Here is a 19,748-nt window from a genome sequence, read left to right on the forward strand (position 1 = left end):
TTGTCGATGACCGCTACGCGCTGATTGGCAGCGCCAATATCAACGACCGTAGTTTGCTGGGTGGCCGCGATTCGGAACTGGCGGTATTGGTGATGGACTTGGAGGTGGAGCGCAAAGACTTTCTGGGGAATGGCCACCCTCAACCGACACGGACCTTTGCTCATGAGTTGCGCAAGGGCGCGTGGAACAAGTTATTTGGCATCAGCAGCGGTGTACGCCCGGCTGATGAGTTGAAGGAAGCTATTGAAAAACCTGGGTATCCGGATAGTTGGAAGGCGATACAGGCGGTGGCCAAGCGTAATGCTGAGCATTATGAGGCGGTTTTTAAGTTTATCCCGAGAGACAATTATTCTGGCAAGGAGGGCAGTTATTACCCGGCTTCAATTTGGCCTGTAATTAACACAGAGCTGGACCAGACATCTGATACTCGTTCCGCAATTGAGTTGAACAAAGCAAAAAAAGATCTGATGCCCTTTGAGTCAGAATTTTGGAACGCTGCGCAGTATGACGCTGATCTCCTCCCACGACTGAACGAGATAGCCGGCTTCATCACTGCCTACCCGATCAAGTGGACAAAATATGAGAATAACAATATGAAATTTCACCATGCCTTGATGACTCAAACTACCCCTGCGGAGTCCGTAACCAGCGAATCATTGGATATTCAGCAGACTGAAAAGCAAATCGCATCACTTTCAAAAAATAATTCGGAGTATCGCGGATGAAGCTTGTAAATAAAATATTAATGGCCTGCTTACTAGGAAACATTTCCTTTGCGCTTCAAGCAAAGACGCAAGCGATTCCTGGGGATTGGAAGACTGAGTGCGTAGGGTATTTTCAAGTAAGTGTTCCCGGTGAGATAGACATAGGGATCGCTAGAGGCGGCCCAGATCCCAGTAAATTACGCCACGCACTCAATGCGGGCAGCTATGAATTTTATGAGGATTCAAATTACTTAGGCGGACGAATTCGCACGTCTTCACTACTTCCAAAAACCAGCTTCTTAAATATCAAAGAGCAAAAAGAAAACCTAATGAAGGATCTAAAATTGCGCATGAAAACTGATCCCTCCATAAATATATTGGAATACGATAACGGCAATTCAATTAATTATTTTTATAAGAGCGGCAAGCATAACATCGGCGCTGTATTTATTTATGACCTTGGGCGCATTTACGCGTACCAAAAACCCATGGCGGAAAGTGAACCTAACGAAGCACAGGCCAGATCCGACTACATGTACGTATTGCGAAACTTTCGCGCGCGCTCTCTTTATGAGTTGCCTACAGAACGGGGGGTTTGCGTGCCCTACGGTTTCGTCAAGGACGACCGTCCACAGAAACGCAGCATGGGCATTATCATGCGCCTGAAAGATCATCCTGACGTAAAAATCCTTTTCCGCGATCAAAGCGCACTATTCAATGAAAACTTTAAAAAAGAAGAAAATGCCTCTGTAGAACAAGAACTCCGCGCATTTTGGGAACGTCCCGATTGGGGCGGTGTGAAATACCAAGCACTCGGCTTTCGTAAATTTCCCTCAGTTCAAATCGGTGGCTATAAAGGTCAATCCACTTTTGTCGAAATAACCCGCCCCACACGTTCTTCAAAATACGAATGCTCATGGGATGACCAATACTTCTCCAAAGCCGAAAAGAAGGCCGCCGGGTGTTTACCGCAAACTCTGGACTACGGCTATATCGCATACGTCAAAGGCGACCCTGACGCCAAGGAAGACACCCCCAACTTGCTGCTCTACGTGATGCAAAACTCCGAGGATGCACCCGACGGCAAACCGACTATTGGCAAAGATGAACTAAAGAAAATGGCCGACACCATCGCCGCGTCAATCAAGCGCCGTTAAGTGAGACACCGCAGCGTGCTACTGCAGAAGACGCCCCCGTGCGCATAAGCGCCTTCAAGCCAGCGCTGCAGGCATGGGGCCCAACGCCTGTATGAGGCGGACCGAATCACACAATCAGAGTGTGCCGCCGTGATGGAAAGGACGGTTGCGGATATTCAACAACTCGTCGGCAAAAAAGATTTTGAGGAGGTACCCGACGCAACCGATGAAGAGTGCTTTGAGTACGTCACCCTGCTGAATTTGCGCAACTGGACCAAGTTATACGACCGCTATGTGACTGAACAAATTTATGTCCATAGCAAATTGATGATTGTCGATGACCGCTACGCGCTAATTGGCAGCGCCAATATCAACGACCGTAGTTTGCTGGGTGGCCGCGATTCGGAACTGGCGGTATTGGTGATGGATTTGGAGGTGGAGCGCAAAGACTTTCTGGGGAATGGCCACCCTCAACCGACACGGACCTTTGCTCATGAGTTGCGCAAGGGCGTGTGGAACAAGTTATTTGGCATCAGCAGCGGTGTACACCCGGCTGATGAGTTGAAGGAAGCTATTGAAAAACCTGGGCATCCGGATAGTTGGAAGGCGATACAGGCGGTGGCCAAGCGTAATGCTGGGCATTATGAGGCGGTTTTTAAGTTTGTTCCGAGAAATATCTATCCCTCTCGAAAAGAACAAATGTTTCCCGCGTCTATTTGGCCTGTGATTGATACCTCGGTAGAACCAGGGAAAGATAGGAATATAGATCTTAAAACAGATAAGAAAAATCTAATGCCCTTCGAGCAAAAATTCTGGGATAGCCCCCAATATGAATCCAGCAGTACCCTTCGGCTAAATGAGATATGCGGTTTTATTACTGCCTATCCGGTCAACTGGACAAAACATGAGAACAATAATATGAAATTCCACCATGCCTTGATGACTCATACAACCCCTGTGGACCCCACAACAAGCGGATCGCTGGATATCCAGCAACCTGAAAAGCAAATTGCGACCCTTTCAAAAAGTACCCCGGAGTATCGCGGATGAAACTTATCAAAAAAATCTCGCTGGCTTGTCTCCTGGGAAGTACTTCTTTTGTCCTTCAAGCAAAGACCCAAGTCACTCCAGAGAATTGGAAGACTGAGTGTGTAGGGTATTTTCAGATTAGTCTACCAGGGGAAGTTGAAATAGGTGTTGTGCAAGATAACTCAGACCCGAGTAAAGGCACCCATAATCTTGAGAAGTGGGGAAATCAGTTCTTTGCAAGCTCAATTTATCGAGGAGGTGTTCGCACATCCTCAGAACTTCCAGAAAGAAGTTTTCTTCGCATAAAAAAAGCGAAAGATAGTTATATAGAGGAATTAAAGGAGGAGGCAAAAAAAGATCCCTCTGTGCAAATCATAAAGTACGAGTCAGGACCGGAATCTTTGCTTTTATCTTATTACGATAATGACTGGTATTACGGATATATTTATATGTATCGAGCGGGGCGAATTTATTTTTTTGACACCTCCAGAAAAGTAACATCCTCAACAAAAGAAAAATTCGAATCTGACCTCTCTCATTTCTCTCAAAATTTCCGATCTCGCGCTCTTTACGAGTTGCCGAAAGAAAGAGGGTTTTGCATGCCCTACGGCTTCGTCAAGGACGACAGCCCACAAAAGCGCAGCATGGGCACTATCATGCGCCTGAAAGACCATCCTGACGTCAGAATACTCTTCCGCGACCAAAGCGCGCTGTTCGGGGGAAATTACTCAAAAGAAGAAAACGCCTCTGTAGAACAAGAACTCCGTGCATTTTGGGAACGTGCCAGTTGGGGCGGTGTGAAATACCAGGCCCTCGGGTTTCGTAAATTCCCCTCAGTTCAAATCGGTGGCTATAAAGGTCAATCCACTTTTGTCGAAATAACCCGTCCCACACGTTCCTCGAAATACGAATGCTCATGGGACGACCAGTACTTCTCCAAAGCCGAAAAGAAGGCCGCCGGGTGTTTACCGCAGACACTGGACTACGGCTATATCGCCTACGTCAAAGGCGACCCTGACGCCAAGGAAGACACCCCCAACTTGCTGCTCTACGTAATGCAAAACTCCGAGGATGCACCCGACGGCAAACCGACCATTGGCAAAGATGAACTAAAGAAAATGGCCGATACCATCGCCGCGTCAATCAAGCGCCGTTAGGGATTGGGGGGTTCGATTTGGCGGGCTTACAACATCAACCCCACCACCCCCACCAACACCACCGGCCACCCCAGTAATAGCCCCCGCCATAACCGTGGCCCGTGGCGCAGTTCCATGAAGCCGTCGGTAATCATCCAGGCCTTGGCCACGGCCAGCAGCAGGATCAGCGCCGGCCATCCGGCCTGTTGGCCCAGTGCCACGGTGGTGATGCTGAGCAGTACCAGCCCTAGCCAGCAGCCCATTAATACGGCCATGGAGCCTCCTTCAACCAATGACGTAGACCAGCGGAAACAGCACGACCCACACCAGGTCGACCATGTGCCAATACAGCACGCCCGACTCCATGCCGCCGTAGGCGTGGCGCCAGCAGCGCCGGGACAGCCAGGCAAGGATGGCCATGCCCAGTAGCACGTGGAGGAAGTGGAACCCGGTGAGGATCCAGTACAGGGTGAAGAACCTGTTGTGCTCCAGCCCCAGGCCGGCCGCCGCCAAGTGCTGGTATTCGCCCAGTTTCAAGCCGACGTAGACGCTGGCCAGCAACAGCGCCAGCAGCAACGCCGCGCTCGCCCGACGTGCCCTGCCCTGGCGCACCCAGTGCTGGGCCATGGCCGCTAGCAGCCCGGCGGTGAGCAGGCTCAAGGTCAGGGCCAGGCCGGTGGAGCGGTCGAGCAAGGCGCGGCTGGCGCTGAACAGGGGCCGGTCCAGGGCCTGGGCGCCGGCGAAGGTGAGGATCAGCAAGGCGAACACCGACAGTTCGGCGAGGATGAAAAACCACATCGCCAGGTCCCCCGGCAGGGTACCGGGGGTGCGGGCGTCAGCCGAAGTGGACATCGACCACGTCCATCAGCGCCGCGACGGTTTGTACGTCGTCGCTCAGGGGTTCGGCCAGGCACGCCAGGCACGCCTCCCGGGGTGGCATGCCGGCGCCGATCATGCGCGCGGTAAAAATCAGCAGCCGCGTGGAGGCCACTTCATCCAAGTCATGCTGGTCGAGGCGGCGCAGGGCGTGGCCGAGGGTCACCACCTCGGTGGCCAGGGCCAGGTCCACCGCCGCTTCGCGGGCGACGATGCGTGCCTCGTCGGCGGCGGCCGGGTAGTCGAAGCGCAGCGCGGCGAAGCGCTGGCGGGTGCTGGGTTTCATACCCTTGAGCAGGTTCTGGTAACCGGGGTTATAGGACACCACCAGCATGAACCCGGGCGGTGCCTGCAAGACCTCGCCGGTACGTTCCAGGTACAGCTCGCGGCGGTCGTCCGCCAAGGGGTGCAGCACCACGGCGGTGTCCTGGCGGGCCTCTACCACTTCGTCGAGGTAGCAGATGCCGCCCTCGCGCACGGCGCGGGTCAGCGGGCCGTCCTGCCACCAGGTGCCTTGGGCGCCGATCAGGTGGCGGCCGATCAGGTCGGCGGCGCTGAGGTCGTCATGGCAAGCCACGGTGTACAGCGGCAAGTTGAGGCGGTGGGCCATGTGCTGCACGAAGCGGGTTTTGCCACACCCGGTGGGGCCTTTTATCAGCACCGGCATGCGGTGGCGCCAGGCTTGCTCGAACAGCGTCTGCTCGTTGCCTTGCACCTGGTAGAAGGGTTCGGCGCTGGGGTGGCCGGGGGTTGAGAGGTCCATGTAAGTACCTGTTGGCGCAGCGGATTTGCACGCCAAGCTACGGCGCCCTGCGACAACCTGGCAAGCCGCGTGCGCCGCAAACTTGATCGCCGTCAAGCGAGCATCGGGGCTGCGCGACATAGCCTTGCAGTGCACTAAGAACCTGCGCTCTGCACTGCCTTTTCAGCGCATCGCAAAGGTCTGCCCTGAGGAGTAAAAACCAATGCTGATCCGCAACCGTAAAACCTTCGCTTTGACCTTCGCCACGCTTTGCTCGGCGCTGGCCCTGGCGGTGACCCACGCCGCCCGCGCCGAGGAACCTGCCAGTAAACCCGCCGCGCCTATGGTGAAAACCGCCGGCGCCCCCGACATGACCCAAGCCGACTTCGACGCCGCCAAGGAGATCTACTTCCAGCGCTGCGCCGGTTGCCACGGCGTACTGCGCAAAGGCGCCACCGGCAAGCCGTTGACCCCGGATATCACCCAGGGCCGCGGCCAGGCCTACCTCGAAGCGCTGATTACCTACGGCTCGCCGGGCGGGATGCCGAACTGGGGCACCTCCAATGCCCTGACCAAAGACCAGATCACGGTCATGGCCAACTTCATCCAGCACACCGCCCCGACGCCGCCCGAGTGGGGCATGGCCGAAACCCTGAAGACCTGGAAGGTGCTGGTTAAACCCGAAGACCGGCCGAAGAAGCAGATCAGCAAACTCAACCTGGAGAACCTGTTCTCGGTCACCCTGCGCGACGACGGCAAGATTGCCCTGATCGATGGTGACAGCAAGAAAATCGTCAAGCTCATCGAGACCGGTTACGCGGTGCACATTTCGCGCATTTCCGCGTCCGGGCGCTACCTGTTGGTGATCGGCCGCGACGCCAAGATCGACATGATCGACCTGTGGCCCGCCGAGCCGACCAAGGTGGCGGAGATCAAGGTGGGCATCGAGGCGCGCTCGGTGGAAACCTCCAAGTTCAAGGGCTTTGAAGACAAGTACGCGATTGCCGGCTCCTACTGGCCGCCGCAGTTCACCATCATGGACGGCGAAACCCTGGAGCCCAAGCAGATCGTCTCCACCCGCGGCATGACCGTGGACAAGCAGGAATACCACCCTGAGCCACGGGTGGCGGCGATCATCGCCTCCCACGAATGGCCGGAGTTCATCGTCAACGTCAAGGAAACCGGCAAGGTGCTGCTGGTCAACTACCAGGACATCAAGAACCTCACCATCACCAGCATCGACGCCTCGCCGTTCCTCCATGACGGCGGCTGGGACAGCACCCACCGCTACTTCATGACGGCGGCGAACAACTCCAACAAGGTCGCGGTGATCGATTCCAAGGAGCGCAAGCTCACCGCCCTGGTGGACGTGGGCAAGATCCCCCACCCCGGCCGTGGCGCCAACTTCAACCACCCCAAATACGGGCCGGTGTGGGCCACCAGCCACCTGGGCGACGGCGGGATTTCGGTGATCGGCACCGACCCGATCAAGCACCCGCAATACGCCTGGAAGCAAGTCGAGTCCCTCAAGGGCCAGGGCGGCGGTTCGCTGTTCATCAAGACCCACCCCAACTCACGCCACCTGTACGTGGACACCACCCTCAACCCGGACGCCAAGCTGAGCCAATCGGTGGCGGTGTTCAACCTCGACAAGCTCGACGCCGGCTACACCGCGTTACCCATCGCCGAGTACTCCGGCATCAAGGACGGCGCCCTGCGCGTTGTGCAACCGGAATACAACAAGGCCGGCGATGAGGTGTGGTTCTCGGTTTGGAACGGCCAGACCGAGGAATCGGCGCTGGTAGTGATCGACGACAAAACCCTCAAACTCAAGTCAGTTATCAAGGACAAGCGTCTCATCACCCCGACCGGCAAGTTCAACGTCTACAACACCCAGTACGACATTTATTGAACTGCCATGACATTTATTGAGCTTCATCAACACGAGAAAACCCTATGAAAAATATGCTCATCCCCTTGTTCGCCCTGGCCGCTGCACTCAGCGTGCAAACGGCCCTGGCCGATGACGGCGCAGCGCTGTTCAAGAGCAAGCCGTGCGCCGCGTGCCATACCGTGGACATGAAAATGGTGGGCCCGGCGCTCAAGGATGTCGCGGCCAAGAACGCCGGCAAGGCCGATGCCCAGGCCACCCTGGCCAAGCACATCAAGGAAGGTACCCAGGGCAACTGGGGCCCGATTCCAATGCCGGCCAACCCGGTCACGGATGAAGAAGCCAACACCCTGGCCAAGTGGGTACTGAGCCTTAAATAACGACCCGGAGGGCGTCATGAAACCATCGATCATCGGTTTGGCCATGGCGCCGCTCCTACTGTTTTTTTGCGCCAGCGCAGCTGCGCTGACGCCCCCCGACGCACCGCGCCGGGCCCAACTCGAACACCTGCTGGCCCAGGACTGCGGTGCCTGCCACGGCCTGCACCTGACCGGAGGCCTGGGCCCGGCCCTGACCGCCCAGGCCCTGGCCGGCAAACCCCGCGCCAGCCTGATCGCCACCGTCACCCAGGGCCGGCCCGGCACCGCCATGCCGGCCTGGGAGGCGCTGCTCAGCGAAGGCGATATCGCCTGGCTGGTGGACATTCTCGTGCAAGGAAACCACGCCCCATGATCCGATCCTTCCTGTTGTCGGCCGCCGCCGCCCTGCTGCTCGGCGGCTGCGCCCAAGCCCCGTTGCGCGGCACCGGTGACCTGGGCGTGGTCATCGAGCGCGCCAGCGGCAGCGTGCAGATTATCCAGAGCAGCGGCGCCACGCCCCTGGCGCGCCTGGAGGGGCTGGGCGACTTGTCCCATGCCTCGGTGGTGTTCTCGCGCGATGAGCGCTATGCGTATGTGTTCGGCCGCGACGGCGGGCTGACCAAGATCGACCTGCTCACGCTGCGCATCGAGCGCCGGGTAATCCAGGGCGGCAACGCCATCGGCGGCGCCATCAGCCAGGACGGCACACTCATTGCCGTGTCCAACTATGTGCCGGGCGGGGTCAAGGTGTTCGACGCCGTGACCCTGGAGCAGGTGGCCGACATCCCCGCCACGCCCCTGGCCGACGGCAAGCAGCGCTCGCGGGTGGTGGGCCTGGTGGATATCCCGGGGCAAGGCTTTGTGTTCAGCCTGTTCGACACCGGCGAGATCTGGACCGCCGATTTCAGCCACGGCCGCGTACCGACTATCACCCGCTACACCGGCATCGGCCAGCAACCCTACGACGCCCTGATTACCCCCGATGGGCGCTACTACATGGCCGGCCTGTTCGGCGAAGACGGCATGGCCCAACTCGACCTGTGGCACCCCGAACGCGGGGTCAAGCGCGTGCTCGGCGACTACGGCCGGGGCCAGGCGAAATTGCCGGTGTACAAGATGCCCCACCTCGAAGGCTGGGCCGTGGCCGACAACCAGGCGTTCGTGCCCGCCGTCGGGCGCCACCAGGTGTTGGTGATGGACGCCCGGACCTGGACCCAGACCGCCGCCATCCCCGTGGCCGGGCAACCGGTGTTCGTCACCGCGCGGCCCGACGGGCGCCAGTTGTGGGTCAACTTCGCCTACCCGGACAACGACCGAGTGCAGGTGATCGACAGTGAAACCCACGCCATCGTCGCCGACCTGCGGCCGGGCCCCGCCGTGCTGCACATGGAATTCACCGGCCGTGGCGACCAGCTCTGGCTGTCGGTGCGCGATGGCGACCAGGTGCAGGTCTGGGACCCGTATCGCCTGACCCTGAAAACCAGCCTGCCCGCCGAGAAACCCAGCGGCATCTTCTTCACCAACCGCGCCCACAAACTGGGGTACTGAAATGGACTTTGATCGACTCACCCGCCGCCTCATCGACCGCTACCAACACGGCATGCCGCTGTGCGAGGAACCCTACCGGGAAATGGCCCAGGTGCTGGGCTGCAGCGAACCCGAGGTGATGGCCTGCCTGCAACGCCTGGAGCTGGCCGGCGCCCTCTCGCGCATCGGCCCGGTGTTCGAGCACCGCCACGCCGGTGCCAGCACCCTGGCCGCGTTCGCCGTGCCGCCGGAGCGTTTGCAGCAGGTGGCGGCGCGGGTCAACCAATACCCGGAGGTCAACCACAACTACGCCCGCGAGCACCACTACAACCTGTGGTTCGTGGTCACCGGCCCTGATCGCCAACACCTGGAACAGATCCTCGTCGAACTGGAACAGGACACCGGCCTCACCGCCCTGGACCTGCCGATGCTCACCTCCTACCGCATCGACCTGGGCTTCGCCCTGGGAGACTCGGCATGAGCGAGCCGCTCACCGTGCAGCAAGCGCTGGCCCTGCGCCGCCAGTTGGAAACCGGCCTGCCGCGGGTCAGCCGCCCTTACCAGGCCCTCGCCCAGCACCTGCACGCCCAGGAGAGCCAGGTGCTGGAACAGATGCGCCAGTGGCAGGAAGAAGGCCTGTTCCGCCGTGTCGGCCTGGTGCTCAACCACCGCGCCCTGGGCTTTACCGCCAACGCCATGCTGGTGCTGGACGTGCCCGATGCGCTGATCGACGAGGTCGGCCAACGCCTGGGCAAAGCCCCGGGGATCACCCTGTGCTACCAGCGCCCACGGCGCTTGCCGCACTGGCGCTACAACCTGTTCTGCATGGTCCACGGGCGCCAGCGTGACCAGGTGGAGGCCCATATCCAGGGCTTGCTCGACGCCCATTTGCTGGCCGACCTGCCCCACCAATGGCTGTTCAGCACCCAGGCCTTCAAACAGTGCGGCGGGCGTTTTGCCCCGCCCAAGAACGAGGCCTGGGCCCATGGATGATCTGGATCGGCGCCTGATAAACCGCCTACAACTGGGCCTGCCCCTGGTACGCCACCCTTGGCAGGTACTGGCCGAGGAACTGGGCAGCACCAGCGCACAATTGCTCGACCGCCTCCACGAGTTGCTCGAAGACGGCTTGCTCACCCGCTTCGGCCCGATGTTCGACGTCGAGCGTTTGGGCGGTGCCTTCACCCTCGCCGCGCTGGCCGTGCCCGAGGAGCGCTTCGACGCCGTGGCCGAACTGCTCGAAACCCTGCCCGAGGTGGCCCACAACTACCGCCGCGAGCACGCCTGGAACATGTGGTTCGTGCTCGGCTGCGCCAACGAGCAGGCCGTGCACGACACCTTGCAACGGATCGAGGCCACCACCGGCCTGGCGGTGCTCAACCTGCCCAAAGAGGAGACTTACCATGTCGGTTTGTATTTCCCGGTCTGACGATGCCTTGGCCCTGCGCCTGGTCAAATTGACCCAGGCTGGCCTGCCCCTGGTGGACGACCCCTGGGCCTGGCTGGCCGAGCAGTTGGGCATCAGCGTCGACGCCACCCTGCAACTGCTCCAGCGCCTACAAGCCGAGGGCGCGATCCGGCGCATCGCGGCAGTGCCCAACCACTATCGCCTGGGCTACCGCTTCAACGGCATGACCGTGTGGGACATCGACGACGAACACATGCCGCGCCTCGGTGCCCTGGTCGGCGCCCAACCCTATGTCAGCCACTGTTACCGGCGCCCGCGCCGCGAAGCGTGGCGCTACAACCTGTTCGCCATGGTCCACGGCCGTAGCAGCGAAGAAATCGACAGTTACCGCGAGCAGTTGCGCTTCCTGCTGGGCCAGGCCTGCGCGGCTGACGAGATGCTGGTCAGCAGCCGCATCCTGAAAAAAACCGGCCTGCGCCTGCCCACCCACCCGGCCGGCCACCCCGTGCTCTAGGAGAATCCCATGTTAAGGATCAGCCATTACCTACGTGCCCTCGCCGGCCAGAGCCCGCCCCCGCGCACCAGCCTACCCGGCAGTAAGCAGGCGCCGGTGGTGATTTGGAACCTGCTGCGCCGCTGCAACCTGACCTGCAAGCACTGCTACGCCACCTCGGCCGACAGCGTGTTCCGCGATGAACTGGACACCGCTGCGGCCCTGGCGGTGATCGATGACCTGCACGAGGCCGGGGTCAAGGTGTTGATCCTCTCTGGCGGTGAGCCGCTGCTGCGCGACGATCTCTTCCAGCTCAGTGCCTACGCCCGCGCGCGGGGTTTTTTCGTCGCCTTGTCCACCAACGGCACGTTGATTAGCGAAAGCAATATCGAGCAGATCGCCGCCGCCAATTTCGACTATGTGGGGGTCAGCATCGATGGCCTGGAAGAAACCCACGATGCCTTCCGCCAACTGGTGGGCAGCTACGCCAGTTCCATGCACGGCATCGCCCTGTGCCGCCAACGCGGCATCCGCGTGGGCCTGCGCACCACCCTGACCCAGGAAAACCACGCCCAGCTCCCGCAACTGCTGGACCTGATGCGCGAATACGACGTACAGAAGTTCTACCTCTCGCACCTCAACTACAGCGGCCGCGGCAAGCGCAGCCGCCAACTCGACGCCCACCAGCAGATGAGCCGCGATGCCATGACGCTGATCTTCGAGCGCGCCTGGGCCGATATCCAGGCCGGCAGCCTAAGCGATTTTGTCAGCGGCAATAACGACGCCGACGCCATCCTGCTACTGCAATGGGTGCATCGCCACCTGCCCGAGCACTACCCGCAACTGGAGCACATGCTCCACGCCTGGGGCGGCAATGCCTCCGGCTCCGGCATCGCCAACATCGACAACACTGGCGAAGTCCACCCCGACACCTACTGGTGGCAGCACTCGGTGGGCAACGTGCGCAAGACGCCGTTCCGCACCCTGTGGCTGGACGAACCCGACCCGCTGTTGCAGCAACTGCGCCAGCACCCACGGGCCATCGGCGGGCGCTGCTCGCAGTGCCGCTGGCTGGATATCTGCAACGGCAACACCCGCACCCGCGCCTGGGCCGAAGGCGACCTGTGGGGCCAAGACCCCGGCTGCTACCTGAGCGACGAAGAGATCGGCGTGCGCCCCCAGAGCAACCTGATCTGCGTCCAAAGCTGAATGGGCTGCACCCGGCCCACGCGGCGGCACAGCCGCGGGGCCGCCACCTGATGAAGTACCAAGGAAGTCGCCATGAATTCATCCCTCGTGATACCTGCCGCACTGCAATCGCTCCTGCGCCCCGGTGAGGTGGCCCTGGTCGGGGCCGGCCCGGGCGACCCACGCCTGCTGACCTTGCGGGCCTGGAGCCTGTTGATGCAGGCGGATGCGGTGGTCTTCGATCGCCTGGTCAGCCCCGAGTTGCTGAGCCTGATCCCCCTGGCCTGCGCCCGCCATTACGTGGGCAAGGCCAGCGGCTGCCACAGCATGCCCCAGGAGCAGATCAACCAATTGCTCGCCGACCTCGCCGACCAGGGCCAGCGCGTGGTGCGCCTCAAGGGCGGCGACCCATTCATCTTCGGCCGTGGCGCCGAAGAGCTGGAGTACCTGCTGCAACGCGGCGTTGACTGCCAGATCGTACCCGGCATTACCGCCGCGGCCGGGTGCAGCGCCTATGCCGGCATCCCCCTGACCCACCGCGACCTGGTCAACTCCTGCCGCTTCATCACTGGGCACCTGCAACGCGACGGCGAGTTGAGCCTGCCGTGGGCCAGCCTGGCCGACGACAGCCAGACCCTGGTGTTCTACATGGGCCTGTCCAACCTGGCGGTGATCGCCCAGCGCCTGATGGAAGCCGGTATGCCCCCGGGCACCCCGGCCGCGCTGATCTGCAATGGCGCACGGGCCGACCAGCACGTGGCCCGGGGCACCCTGGAACACCTGAGCAGCATGGCCATCGAATGCGAGCAAGGGGTGCCGACACTGACCGTGATCGGCAAAGTGGTCGCATTGTTCGCCGACCAGCATGTGGAATACCCGGCGCGCGTCTACCCCCATCGCGTCGCGGCCAAAATGACCGAGGTGGCATCGTGAAAGGCCTGCTATTGCTGCCGCTGCTGTGGGCCAGCGCCGCCCATGGCGCGGCGCCGCAGCCTGCCGCCGCGCTGTACCAGCAGCACTGCGAAAGCTGCCACGGCGCCACACGCCTGGGCGCTGCCGGGCCGGCGCTGCTGCCCGAGAGCCTGGGGCGGATCAAGCCCGATGAGGTGCGCAAGGTCATCGCCAACGGCCGCCCCGCCAGCCAGATGGCCGGGTTCGCCGGCACCCTCAGCACACCACAGATCGACGCCCTCGCCGACTACCTGCAACAGCCCCCCGCCACGCCGCCGACCTGGAACGACCACGACATCCGCGCCAGCCACAGGCTGCTGGCCGACCTGAGCACGCTGCCCAGCACCCCACAGCACCACGCCGACCCGCTGAACCTGTTCGTGGTGGTGGAGGCTGGCGACCACCACATCAACATCCTCGACGGCGACCGCTTCACCGTGCTCGACCGCTTCGCCTCGCATTTTGCCGTGCACGGCGGGCCGAAATTCTCGCCGGACGGGCGCTTCGTCTACTTCGCCTCCCGCGATGGCTGGATCAGCCTCTACGACCTGCACAACCTCAAACTCATCGCCGAAGTGCGCGCCGGCCTCAACACCCGCAACCTGGCCGTGAGCAAAGACGGGCGCTGGGTGCTGGTGGGCAACTACCTGCCCGGCAGCCTGGTGCTGCTCGATGCCCGCGACCTGAGCCTGGTCAAGACCCTGCCCGCCACGGGCCTGGACGGCAAAACATCGCGGGTCAGCGCGGTGTACACCGCCCCGCCCCGAAACAGCTTCATCGTTGCCCTCAAGGATGTGAAGGAAGTTTGGGAACTGAGTTATGCCGGCACGCCGAACTTCGAGCCACGGCGCATAGCCGCCCAGGATTTTCTCGACGACTTCTCGTTCTCCCCGGACTACCGCCAGTTGCTCGCCACCTCACGCAAGGCCCAGGGCGGCCAGGTCATCGACTTGGACAGTGGCAACGTCGTCACCGACATCCCCCTGCCCGGCATGCCGCACCTGGGCTCGGGCACCTACTGGAAGCGCAACGGTGACTGGGTGTTCGCCACGCCCAACATCAGCAAGGGCCTGATCTCGGTGATCGACTTCAAGACCTGGAAGCTCATCAAGGAAATCCCCACCCTGGGGCCGGGGTTCTTCATGCGCAGCCACGTCAATTCGCCCTATGCCTGGACCGACGTGTTCTTCGGCCCGGACAACGACGCCATTCACCTGATCGACAAACAGACCCTGGAGATCGCCCACACCCTGCGGCCCATGCCCGGCAAAACCGCCGCCCACGTGGAATTTACCCGCGACGGGCGCTACCTGCTGTTGAGCATCTGGGACACCGACGGCGCGCTGATCGTCTACGACAGCAAGACCCTCAGGGAGATCAAGCGCCTGCCCATGAACAAACCCTCGGGCAAGTACAACGTGGGCAACAAGATCGAATTCGCCGAAGGCACCTCCCACTGACCCGCCCCTCGTAGCAAGCGGGCTCGCCCGCGCCGGGCTGCGCAGCAGCCCCATCACTCAGGTTTCACGGATAGCAGGGATGGGAGGGCTTTGCCCTCCAGCGCGGGGGAGCCCGCTTGCGACGAGAGGTGGGTTAACCGGCGTATTACCCCAGGGTGTAGCCACCGTCGACTTTCCAGTCCTGGCCATACACCCCGCGGGCGCCTTGGGAGAGTTGGAAAACCATGACATTGGCCACTGCCGCCGCATCGAGAAAACGCCCCGGCACCAGGCGTTGGGTCAGGCGGCTGGTGAGCGCCTCCAACTGCTCTTCGTCCAGGCCCAGGTTGTCCCACAGCGCTGTGGCGGTGGGCCCCGGTGACACCAGGTTGATGCGAATGCCCAGCGGCCCGAGTTCGGTGGCCAGGGTGCGCACCTGGGCCACCAAAGCGGCCTTGCTGGCGATGCTGGCGGCCAGGCCGGGGAAGCTGGAATCACAGAGAAAACTGCCGACGAACACCACCGACGCCGGGTTGGCCAACTCGCCGCGCAGCGCCGCCAGGGTATTGAGCGCCCCGGCACCGTTGACCGCCCATTGGCGCTCGAACGCGCCCATGTCCAGGCTGTCGGCCAGTTCCGCACTGCCGGCATTGGGCACCAGGTAATCCACCGCCCCCAGGCGCGCAGCCTGGCGCGCCAGTTCGTGCAAATCGTCGGTTCGGGTGACATCCCCAGCGAACCAGCGCAAGCGCTCGCCGTAGATCTGCTGCAACACCGCCAGCTCCCCGAGGGTGCGCGACATGGCCAACACCCGCACCCCGCGCGGCAACAACGCCGCACACAGGGCCAGGCCGATCCCTGAACTGGCCCCGGTGATTACCGCCAAACGGTCCTGAAACTCGGTCTTCATCATCTACACCTCACGCCTAGGGATTACCGCGGGGCCTATCTTTGAACAGCGCAGGAAATAGCGACTTGACGGTAATCAGATTTGTTGGATGAGGGGGAGTGTGCGCGGGAGATGGCGGGTGCCGCTGACCTGTAGGAGCACGGCTTGCCGGCAATGGCGATCTCAACGCCACCCTCGCTGGCAAGCCAGGCTCCTACGGTGAGGATGTCAGTGCATGTCGTGATGCATTGCCGGTTGTTGTTGCAGCACGGCTTGGTCGATGTCGGCAAAGCGCAGCACGCGCCCGCCATTGATGGTGGCCAGTTTTTCGGCGGCCTGCTGGTCGGAGAACGAGGCCAGGACCACGCCCATGGCACCCTTGAGGTTTGTGCCGATCACATAGAACGCGGTTTTTGCGTCGATCAGGTAAGCGTCGTTGGGCGCGTCCCAGGGGCTGCGGCCCATGTCGTGGACATAGAGCTTGGCATCGTCGTGGTGGTTTTCCGGTTGCAGCCACCAGCCGAGCATTTCGGCGGTGGAGCAGAATTTCTTCACGCCGTTGCGCTCCACGACCTGGCCTTTGGGGCCGGGGAACTCCGAGATAATCATGCCGCACACGTGGCATTCATCGCTGGGGTGGAACGCCGTGGGGGCATCGCTGTAGCTGGCCGTTTCGGCCTTGTCGCAGGCCCCCAGCAGCAGCCCCAGCAGCAATACGGCACAGACGCGGGCGGTGTTTTGGTAAAAGCGGTTCATCGTTGGGTACTCCATCAAGCCTCAAAATTCGTCAAACCGCGCGGCGGCGGAACAGCCGGTAGGCCAGGCATAGCGGCGCCACCACCCACAGGCCCAGGCACAGCCAAAGCATCGAGCCCGGCAGCGGCAGGTCTTTGCCCAGGGTCAGGACCCCGGCCATGTTGGCCCCGGCCTCGAAGCCGGAGAGGTTTATCAAGCGATACACGTCCGCCGGGTTGAGCAGCAGCAGCCAGGGCAGCAGTTTGGGGCTGAACTGGCCTTCGCTGAGCACCAGCAGGGCCAGTAGCACCAGGTCGAACACCAGGACGAAGAAGAACCACACCCCCAGCGCCAGGCCGGCGGCGGTGGATTTTTCCGCCGAGACGCTGCTCAGCACATAGGCCAGGCCCAGGAAACCCCAGCCCAGCAGGGTCGAGGACACCATAAAGCGGCCAAAGGCCCACAGCAGCAGAGGCAACTCCACGTCTTCGACCAACAGCGCGATGGCGAGCATGGCGCAGCCAAAGCCGATCAACGTGGCCAGGGCCAGGGTCAGGCCATGGCCGAGGAATTTGCCCAGCAGGATCTGCCCGCGCCCCAGGGGGTAGGTGAGCAACAGCAGCAAGGTGCCGCTTTCGTCTTCGCCAACGATCGCGTCATAGGCCAGCAACAGGGCGATCAGCGGCATCAGGAACGTCGCCAGGCTGGCGAGGCTGGCCACGGTGGCCGGGATCGAGGTGAAGCCCAGTTGCCCGGACGCCGCCGCGCCGAGCCAGGCAATGCCCAGGGCCAGCACGGCGAACAACAGGCTGATCGCCAACAGCCAGCGGTTACGCAAGCCATCGCTGAGTTCTTTGCGGGCCATGTTCCAGATCGGCGTCATACTGCCCCCTCGCCCGGCGCCAACTCGGCGCGGGTCATGTAGTAGCGATACAGGTCTTCCAGGGACGGCGGATGGATCTCCACGTCCCGGGGGTCGTCTTCTTCCAGCAACTGGCGCAACAGCCCCAGTTTGCTGCCGTTATGGGCCGCCACTTCCAGCCCCGCCGCGCCCCAGGCCTGGGTCTCGTGGCCGGCCAGGTTCCAGCGCTGCTGCAAGGGCCAGGCGTGCTTGAGGCCGCTGGCGCGGATCAGGGTGGGCAGGCCGGCGTCTTCACGCAGCTTGGCCAGGCTGCCCAAGGCCAACAGGCGCCCCTGGGTGAGGATCGCCGCGCGGTTGATATAGGCCTCGACACCCGGCAGCACGTGGGAGCAAAGGATGATGCTGGTGCCCTGGTTGCGCAGGCGTTCGAGCAGGCGGTAGAGGTCTTGGGTGGCGATGGGGTCCAGGCCCACGGTGGGTTCGTCCAGCAGCAACAGGCGTGGCGCGCCGAGCAGGGCCTGGGCCAGGCCCAAGCGCTGGCGCATGCCCTTGGAGTAGGTTTTGACCCGGCGCCGCGAGGCCGCGCCTAGGCCGACGTCGTCCAGCAGGCTGTCCACCTGGGCCAACCCCGCGCCTTTGAGGCGGGCGAAGTGGCGCAGGGTTTCCAGGCCACTGAGTTGCGGGTAGAAGGTGACGTTTTCCGGCAGGTAGCCCAACAACTGGCGCACATGGGGGTCGCTGGGCGCGCGGTCGAACACCCGCACCTGGCCGCTGCTGGCCTGCAACAGGCCCAGCACCAGTTTCATGCTGGTGGTCTTGCCCGCGCCGTTATGGCCGAACAGGCCAAGCACTTCGCCCTCCCCCAGGCTCAGGGTGAGGTCGTGCAGCACGGTGGTCTGCCCGTAACGCTGGCTGACGCCTTCGATCTCGACCACGTTCATCAGCTCGGCTCCTTGGCTTGTATGGGGGATTTCATCAGCGGATAGCTGTCTTGCACGCCTGGGGATTTCATCACCGGAAAGGCCCGTTGCACCCAGCGCAGCAGCTCGATGCCGGGGCTGTTCATCAACAGGCGCACCTGCGGGTAGAGCCAGAGCAAGCGGTCGACGTTGTCGTTGGGCTCGTAGGCGATGTCGCCCAGGCCATCGCCGTCGCGGTCCCAGCCCAGGTAGTCGCTCCAGTAGTTGCCATGCCCCTCCACCGACCATTCCTGCAAGCGCGTGGCGACGTATTTGACCTGGCGCTGGTTGTCGATGAACGCGTTGTTCTGGATGCGGTTGTCTTCGGAGCCGGCAGTGAGGTGAATGCCCACCGGGCTGCGCTCGAAGTGGTTGCCCTCGATCACGTTGAACAGCGAGTTGTAGATGAACAGGGCCTTGCCTTCGGCACCGGGGATCATGGTGTCGCCGGTGGTGCCGTCGCGCACGTCGCTGACGAAGTTGTCGCGCAGGGTCGAGTAGGTGATGTAGTTCATCAGGATGCCGTAGTTTTGGTCCTGCTCGGAGCGGTTGCCGATCACCGTCAACTTGCGGCTTTGCATCAGGGCAAACCCGGTGCGGGTGCGCCGCGTGGTGTTGCCCAGCACCTGGTTGTCGTTGGCGAACATGTAGTGCACGCCGTAGCGCAGGTCCTCCAGGGTGTTGCCCTGGATCAGGTTGCCGTTGGAGGTGTCGATGTAGATGCCGTCGCGCGCCTCGCGCACTTCGTTGCCAATGACCCGCGCGCCGTGGACCGCGTAGAGGTGGATGCCGTTGCCACGGTCCTGGGAACGCAGGTTCGGGTCGCCCTGGATGCGGTTGTCGAGCAGGCTGGCGTCTTGGGCGCCGTCAACCCAGATGCCGAAGCCCTGGCCGCGCATATGGTTGCCCTGTACCACCGCGCCCCGGGCCTGGGGTTGGATGAAGACGGCGGCGTTCATGGCCGTGAGGTCATGGCCCCAATCGGTGAAGGTGCAGCCGCGCAAGGTCACGTCGGCGGCGCTGATAATCATGCTGTTGCCCACGCCTTGGGCCTGGAACACCGCACCGGGTTCGCAGTCCAGTTGCATGGGGCGGTCAATGCTGAAATTGCCTTGGTACTGGCCGGCAGGCAGACGCCACTGGCCTTCACCCGCCGCCTGGAGCGGCAGGTTGTCGATAGGTTGCACCGCGCCAACGGCGGCGGTGGAAAAAGCCGTGAGCACAAGGGCTATGAGGTGTATCCGGTTTACGCGCACAACACCATTCCTTGTTCCGATGGGCCCTGCGAGGTGGCGGCAGGTGAGGGAGCGGGCTTGCCCGCGATAGCGGCTGAACATTCAACAGAGATGTCGACTGATAAATCGCAATCGCGGGCAAGTTCGCTCCCACAAAGGGCTAACTGCAGCCACCTATGGCCTCAGTAG

22 protein-coding genes and 1 pseudogene are annotated in these 19,748 nt (G+C 61.9%); 15 read left to right on the plus strand and 8 right to left on the minus strand.

Features of this window, described 5'->3' with window-relative positions:
- From CKW13_RS24565 to CKW13_RS24355, 4 genes and pseudogenes are all read left to right on the plus strand, one after another.
- Positions 1 to 725: pseudogene (locus CKW13_RS24565) on the plus strand (hypothetical protein); the annotation flags it as partial.
- The gene (locus CKW13_RS23840; protein ID WP_141234023.1) at positions 722 to 1,861 is read left to right on the plus strand and encodes a T6SS immunity protein Tli4 family protein; all 1,140 of its coding nucleotides are present in this window, start codon (positions 722 to 724) and stop codon (positions 1,859 to 1,861) included. The pseudogene CKW13_RS24565 and the gene CKW13_RS23840, both read left to right, overlap by 4 nt.
- Positions 1,862 to 1,993: 132 nt before the next feature.
- Positions 1,994 to 2,890: a phospholipase D-like domain-containing protein gene (locus CKW13_RS24885; protein WP_095111219.1), complete on the plus strand. Its 897-nt coding sequence runs from the start codon at positions 1,994 to 1,996 to the stop codon at positions 2,888 to 2,890.
- On the plus strand, positions 2,887 to 4,026 hold the full coding sequence (locus CKW13_RS24355) for a T6SS immunity protein Tli4 family protein (protein WP_141234024.1): 1,140 nt from the start codon (positions 2,887 to 2,889) through the stop codon (positions 4,024 to 4,026). The genes CKW13_RS24885 and CKW13_RS24355 overlap by 4 nt, the downstream gene beginning before the upstream one ends.
- A gap of 26 nt (positions 4,027 to 4,052) precedes the next feature.
- Here CKW13_RS24355 and CKW13_RS23855 read toward each other — a convergent pair whose 3' ends face one another.
- The 3 genes from CKW13_RS23855 to CKW13_RS23865 are packed head-to-tail and all read right to left on the minus strand — an operon-like array spanning position 4,053 to position 5,644.
- On the minus strand, positions 4,053 to 4,280 hold the full coding sequence (locus tag CKW13_RS23855; protein ID WP_095111221.1) for a cytochrome C oxidase subunit IV family protein: 228 nt from the start codon (positions 4,278 to 4,280) through the stop codon (positions 4,053 to 4,055).
- Between the two features lie 10 nt (positions 4,281 to 4,290).
- Complete coding sequence (locus CKW13_RS23860) at positions 4,291 to 4,857, minus strand: cytochrome c oxidase subunit 3 (protein WP_095111222.1); 567 nt, start codon at positions 4,855 to 4,857, stop codon at positions 4,291 to 4,293.
- Positions 4,841 to 5,644 carry a CbbQ/NirQ/NorQ/GpvN family protein gene (locus CKW13_RS23865; RefSeq protein ID WP_095111223.1) on the minus strand — a complete coding sequence of 268 codons (804 nt, stop codon included), beginning with the start codon at positions 5,642 to 5,644 and terminating at the stop codon, positions 4,841 to 4,843. Before CKW13_RS23865 ends, CKW13_RS23860 begins: the two co-directional genes overlap by 17 nt.
- A 322-nt stretch (positions 5,645 to 5,966) precedes the next feature.
- Here CKW13_RS23865 and nirS point away from each other — a divergent pair, with 322 nt between their 5' ends.
- The 11 genes from nirS (at position 5,967) to CKW13_RS23920 (ending at position 14,900) form a co-directional block, all read left to right on the plus strand.
- Entirely contained in the window at positions 5,967 to 7,535 is a 1,569-nt protein-coding gene (gene nirS, locus CKW13_RS23870) for a nitrite reductase (protein WP_256576665.1), read from the plus strand.
- A gap of 44 nt (positions 7,536 to 7,579) precedes the next feature.
- Positions 7,580 to 7,894 carry a c-type cytochrome gene (locus tag CKW13_RS23875; RefSeq protein WP_095111225.1) on the plus strand — a complete coding sequence of 105 codons (315 nt, stop codon included), beginning with the start codon at positions 7,580 to 7,582 and terminating at the stop codon, positions 7,892 to 7,894.
- Between the two features lie 16 nt (positions 7,895 to 7,910).
- Positions 7,911 to 8,246 carry a cytochrome c gene (locus CKW13_RS23880; RefSeq protein WP_176465181.1) on the plus strand — a complete coding sequence of 112 codons (336 nt, stop codon included), beginning with the start codon at positions 7,911 to 7,913 and terminating at the stop codon, positions 8,244 to 8,246.
- Entirely contained in the window at positions 8,243 to 9,421 is a 1,179-nt protein-coding gene (locus tag CKW13_RS23885; RefSeq protein WP_095111226.1) for a cytochrome D1 domain-containing protein, read from the plus strand. The genes CKW13_RS23880 and CKW13_RS23885 overlap by 4 nt, the downstream gene beginning before the upstream one ends.
- 1 nt (position 9,422) lies before the next feature.
- Positions 9,423 to 9,881: an Lrp/AsnC family transcriptional regulator gene (locus CKW13_RS23890; RefSeq protein ID WP_095111227.1), complete on the plus strand. Its 459-nt coding sequence runs from the start codon at positions 9,423 to 9,425 to the stop codon at positions 9,879 to 9,881.
- Positions 9,878 to 10,393 (plus strand): Lrp/AsnC family transcriptional regulator, encoded by a 516-nt coding sequence (locus CKW13_RS23895; RefSeq protein ID WP_095111228.1) that lies wholly within the window; start codon positions 9,878 to 9,880, stop codon positions 10,391 to 10,393. Before CKW13_RS23890 ends, CKW13_RS23895 begins: the two co-directional genes overlap by 4 nt.
- Entirely contained in the window at positions 10,386 to 10,829 is a 444-nt protein-coding gene (locus CKW13_RS23900; protein WP_095111229.1) for an Lrp/AsnC family transcriptional regulator, read from the plus strand. The genes CKW13_RS23895 and CKW13_RS23900 overlap by 8 nt, the downstream gene beginning before the upstream one ends.
- Positions 10,804 to 11,322: an Lrp/AsnC family transcriptional regulator gene (locus CKW13_RS23905; protein WP_095111230.1), complete on the plus strand. Its 519-nt coding sequence runs from the start codon at positions 10,804 to 10,806 to the stop codon at positions 11,320 to 11,322. The genes CKW13_RS23900 and CKW13_RS23905 overlap by 26 nt, the downstream gene beginning before the upstream one ends.
- Positions 11,323 to 11,331: 9 nt before the next feature.
- On the plus strand, positions 11,332 to 12,510 hold the full coding sequence (gene nirJ / locus CKW13_RS23910; RefSeq protein ID WP_095111231.1) for a heme d1 biosynthesis radical SAM protein NirJ: 1,179 nt from the start codon (positions 11,332 to 11,334) through the stop codon (positions 12,508 to 12,510).
- Positions 12,511 to 12,582: 72 nt separating this feature from the next.
- Positions 12,583 to 13,422 (plus strand): uroporphyrinogen-III C-methyltransferase, encoded by an 840-nt coding sequence (cobA, locus tag CKW13_RS23915; protein WP_095111232.1) that lies wholly within the window; start codon positions 12,583 to 12,585, stop codon positions 13,420 to 13,422.
- Entirely contained in the window at positions 13,419 to 14,900 is a 1,482-nt protein-coding gene (locus CKW13_RS23920; protein WP_176465182.1) for a nitrite reductase, read from the plus strand. Before cobA ends, CKW13_RS23920 begins: the two co-directional genes overlap by 4 nt.
- Positions 14,901 to 15,045: 145 nt before the next feature.
- Here the strand turns inward: CKW13_RS23920 and CKW13_RS23925 are convergent, their stop codons facing one another.
- The 5 genes from CKW13_RS23925 to CKW13_RS23945 form a co-directional block, all read right to left on the minus strand.
- Positions 15,046 to 15,789 carry an SDR family NAD(P)-dependent oxidoreductase gene (locus tag CKW13_RS23925; RefSeq protein WP_095111242.1) on the minus strand — a complete coding sequence of 248 codons (744 nt, stop codon included), beginning with the start codon at positions 15,787 to 15,789 and terminating at the stop codon, positions 15,046 to 15,048.
- A gap of 207 nt (positions 15,790 to 15,996) precedes the next feature.
- Complete coding sequence (locus CKW13_RS23930) at positions 15,997 to 16,524, minus strand: nitrous oxide reductase accessory protein NosL (protein WP_095111233.1); 528 nt, start codon at positions 16,522 to 16,524, stop codon at positions 15,997 to 15,999.
- Positions 16,525 to 16,555: 31 nt separating this feature from the next.
- The gene (locus CKW13_RS23935; protein ID WP_095111234.1) at positions 16,556 to 17,386 is read right to left on the minus strand and encodes an ABC transporter permease; all 831 of its coding nucleotides are present in this window, start codon (positions 17,384 to 17,386) and stop codon (positions 16,556 to 16,558) included.
- Entirely contained in the window at positions 17,383 to 18,306 is a 924-nt protein-coding gene (locus CKW13_RS23940) for an ABC transporter ATP-binding protein (RefSeq protein ID WP_095111235.1), read from the minus strand. The genes CKW13_RS23935 and CKW13_RS23940 overlap by 4 nt, the downstream gene beginning before the upstream one ends.
- Complete coding sequence (locus CKW13_RS23945; RefSeq protein ID WP_256576663.1) at positions 18,306 to 19,547, minus strand: nitrous oxide reductase family maturation protein NosD; 1,242 nt, start codon at positions 19,545 to 19,547, stop codon at positions 18,306 to 18,308. The genes CKW13_RS23940 and CKW13_RS23945 overlap by 1 nt, the downstream gene beginning before the upstream one ends.
- Positions 19,548 to 19,748: the final 201 nt, after the last annotated feature.

Source organism: Pseudomonas sp. Irchel 3E20 (genome assembly GCF_900187645.1).
GTDB lineage: Bacteria > Pseudomonadota > Gammaproteobacteria > Pseudomonadales > Pseudomonadaceae > Aquipseudomonas.

Excerpts from the sequence above, each read along its gene's own strand:
- CKW13_RS23840 (WP_141234023.1), top strand. The coding sequence starts at position 722 with ATGAAGCTTGTAAATAAAATATTAATGGCCTGCTTACTAGGAAACATT.
- CKW13_RS24885 (WP_095111219.1), top strand. The coding sequence starts at position 1,994 with ATGGAAAGGACGGTTGCGGATATTCAACAACTCGTCGGCAAAAAAGAT.
- CKW13_RS24355 (WP_141234024.1), top strand. The coding sequence starts at position 2,887 with ATGAAACTTATCAAAAAAATCTCGCTGGCTTGTCTCCTGGGAAGTACT.
- CKW13_RS23855 (WP_095111221.1), bottom strand. The coding sequence starts at position 4,280 with ATGGCCGTATTAATGGGCTGCTGGCTAGGGCTGGTACTGCTCAGCATC.
- CKW13_RS23860 (WP_095111222.1), bottom strand. The coding sequence starts at position 4,857 with ATGTCCACTTCGGCTGACGCCCGCACCCCCGGTACCCTGCCGGGGGAC.
- CKW13_RS23865 (WP_095111223.1), bottom strand. The coding sequence starts at position 5,644 with ATGGACCTCTCAACCCCCGGCCACCCCAGCGCCGAACCCTTCTACCAG.
- nirS (WP_256576665.1), top strand. The coding sequence starts at position 5,967 with ATGGTGAAAACCGCCGGCGCCCCCGACATGACCCAAGCCGACTTCGAC.
- CKW13_RS23875 (WP_095111225.1), top strand. The coding sequence starts at position 7,580 with ATGAAAAATATGCTCATCCCCTTGTTCGCCCTGGCCGCTGCACTCAGC.
- CKW13_RS23880 (WP_176465181.1), top strand. The coding sequence starts at position 7,911 with ATGAAACCATCGATCATCGGTTTGGCCATGGCGCCGCTCCTACTGTTT.
- CKW13_RS23885 (WP_095111226.1), top strand. The coding sequence starts at position 8,243 with ATGATCCGATCCTTCCTGTTGTCGGCCGCCGCCGCCCTGCTGCTCGGC.
- CKW13_RS23890 (WP_095111227.1), top strand. The coding sequence starts at position 9,423 with ATGGACTTTGATCGACTCACCCGCCGCCTCATCGACCGCTACCAACAC.
- CKW13_RS23895 (WP_095111228.1), top strand. The coding sequence starts at position 9,878 with ATGAGCGAGCCGCTCACCGTGCAGCAAGCGCTGGCCCTGCGCCGCCAG.
- CKW13_RS23900 (WP_095111229.1), top strand. The coding sequence starts at position 10,386 with ATGGATGATCTGGATCGGCGCCTGATAAACCGCCTACAACTGGGCCTG.
- CKW13_RS23905 (WP_095111230.1), top strand. The coding sequence starts at position 10,804 with ATGTCGGTTTGTATTTCCCGGTCTGACGATGCCTTGGCCCTGCGCCTG.
- nirJ (WP_095111231.1), top strand. The coding sequence starts at position 11,332 with ATGTTAAGGATCAGCCATTACCTACGTGCCCTCGCCGGCCAGAGCCCG.
- cobA (WP_095111232.1), top strand. The coding sequence starts at position 12,583 with ATGAATTCATCCCTCGTGATACCTGCCGCACTGCAATCGCTCCTGCGC.
- CKW13_RS23925 (WP_095111242.1), bottom strand. The coding sequence starts at position 15,789 with ATGAAGACCGAGTTTCAGGACCGTTTGGCGGTAATCACCGGGGCCAGT.
- CKW13_RS23930 (WP_095111233.1), bottom strand. The coding sequence starts at position 16,524 with ATGAACCGCTTTTACCAAAACACCGCCCGCGTCTGTGCCGTATTGCTG.
- CKW13_RS23935 (WP_095111234.1), bottom strand. The coding sequence starts at position 17,386 with ATGACGCCGATCTGGAACATGGCCCGCAAAGAACTCAGCGATGGCTTG.
- CKW13_RS23940 (WP_095111235.1), bottom strand. The coding sequence starts at position 18,306 with ATGAACGTGGTCGAGATCGAAGGCGTCAGCCAGCGTTACGGGCAGACC.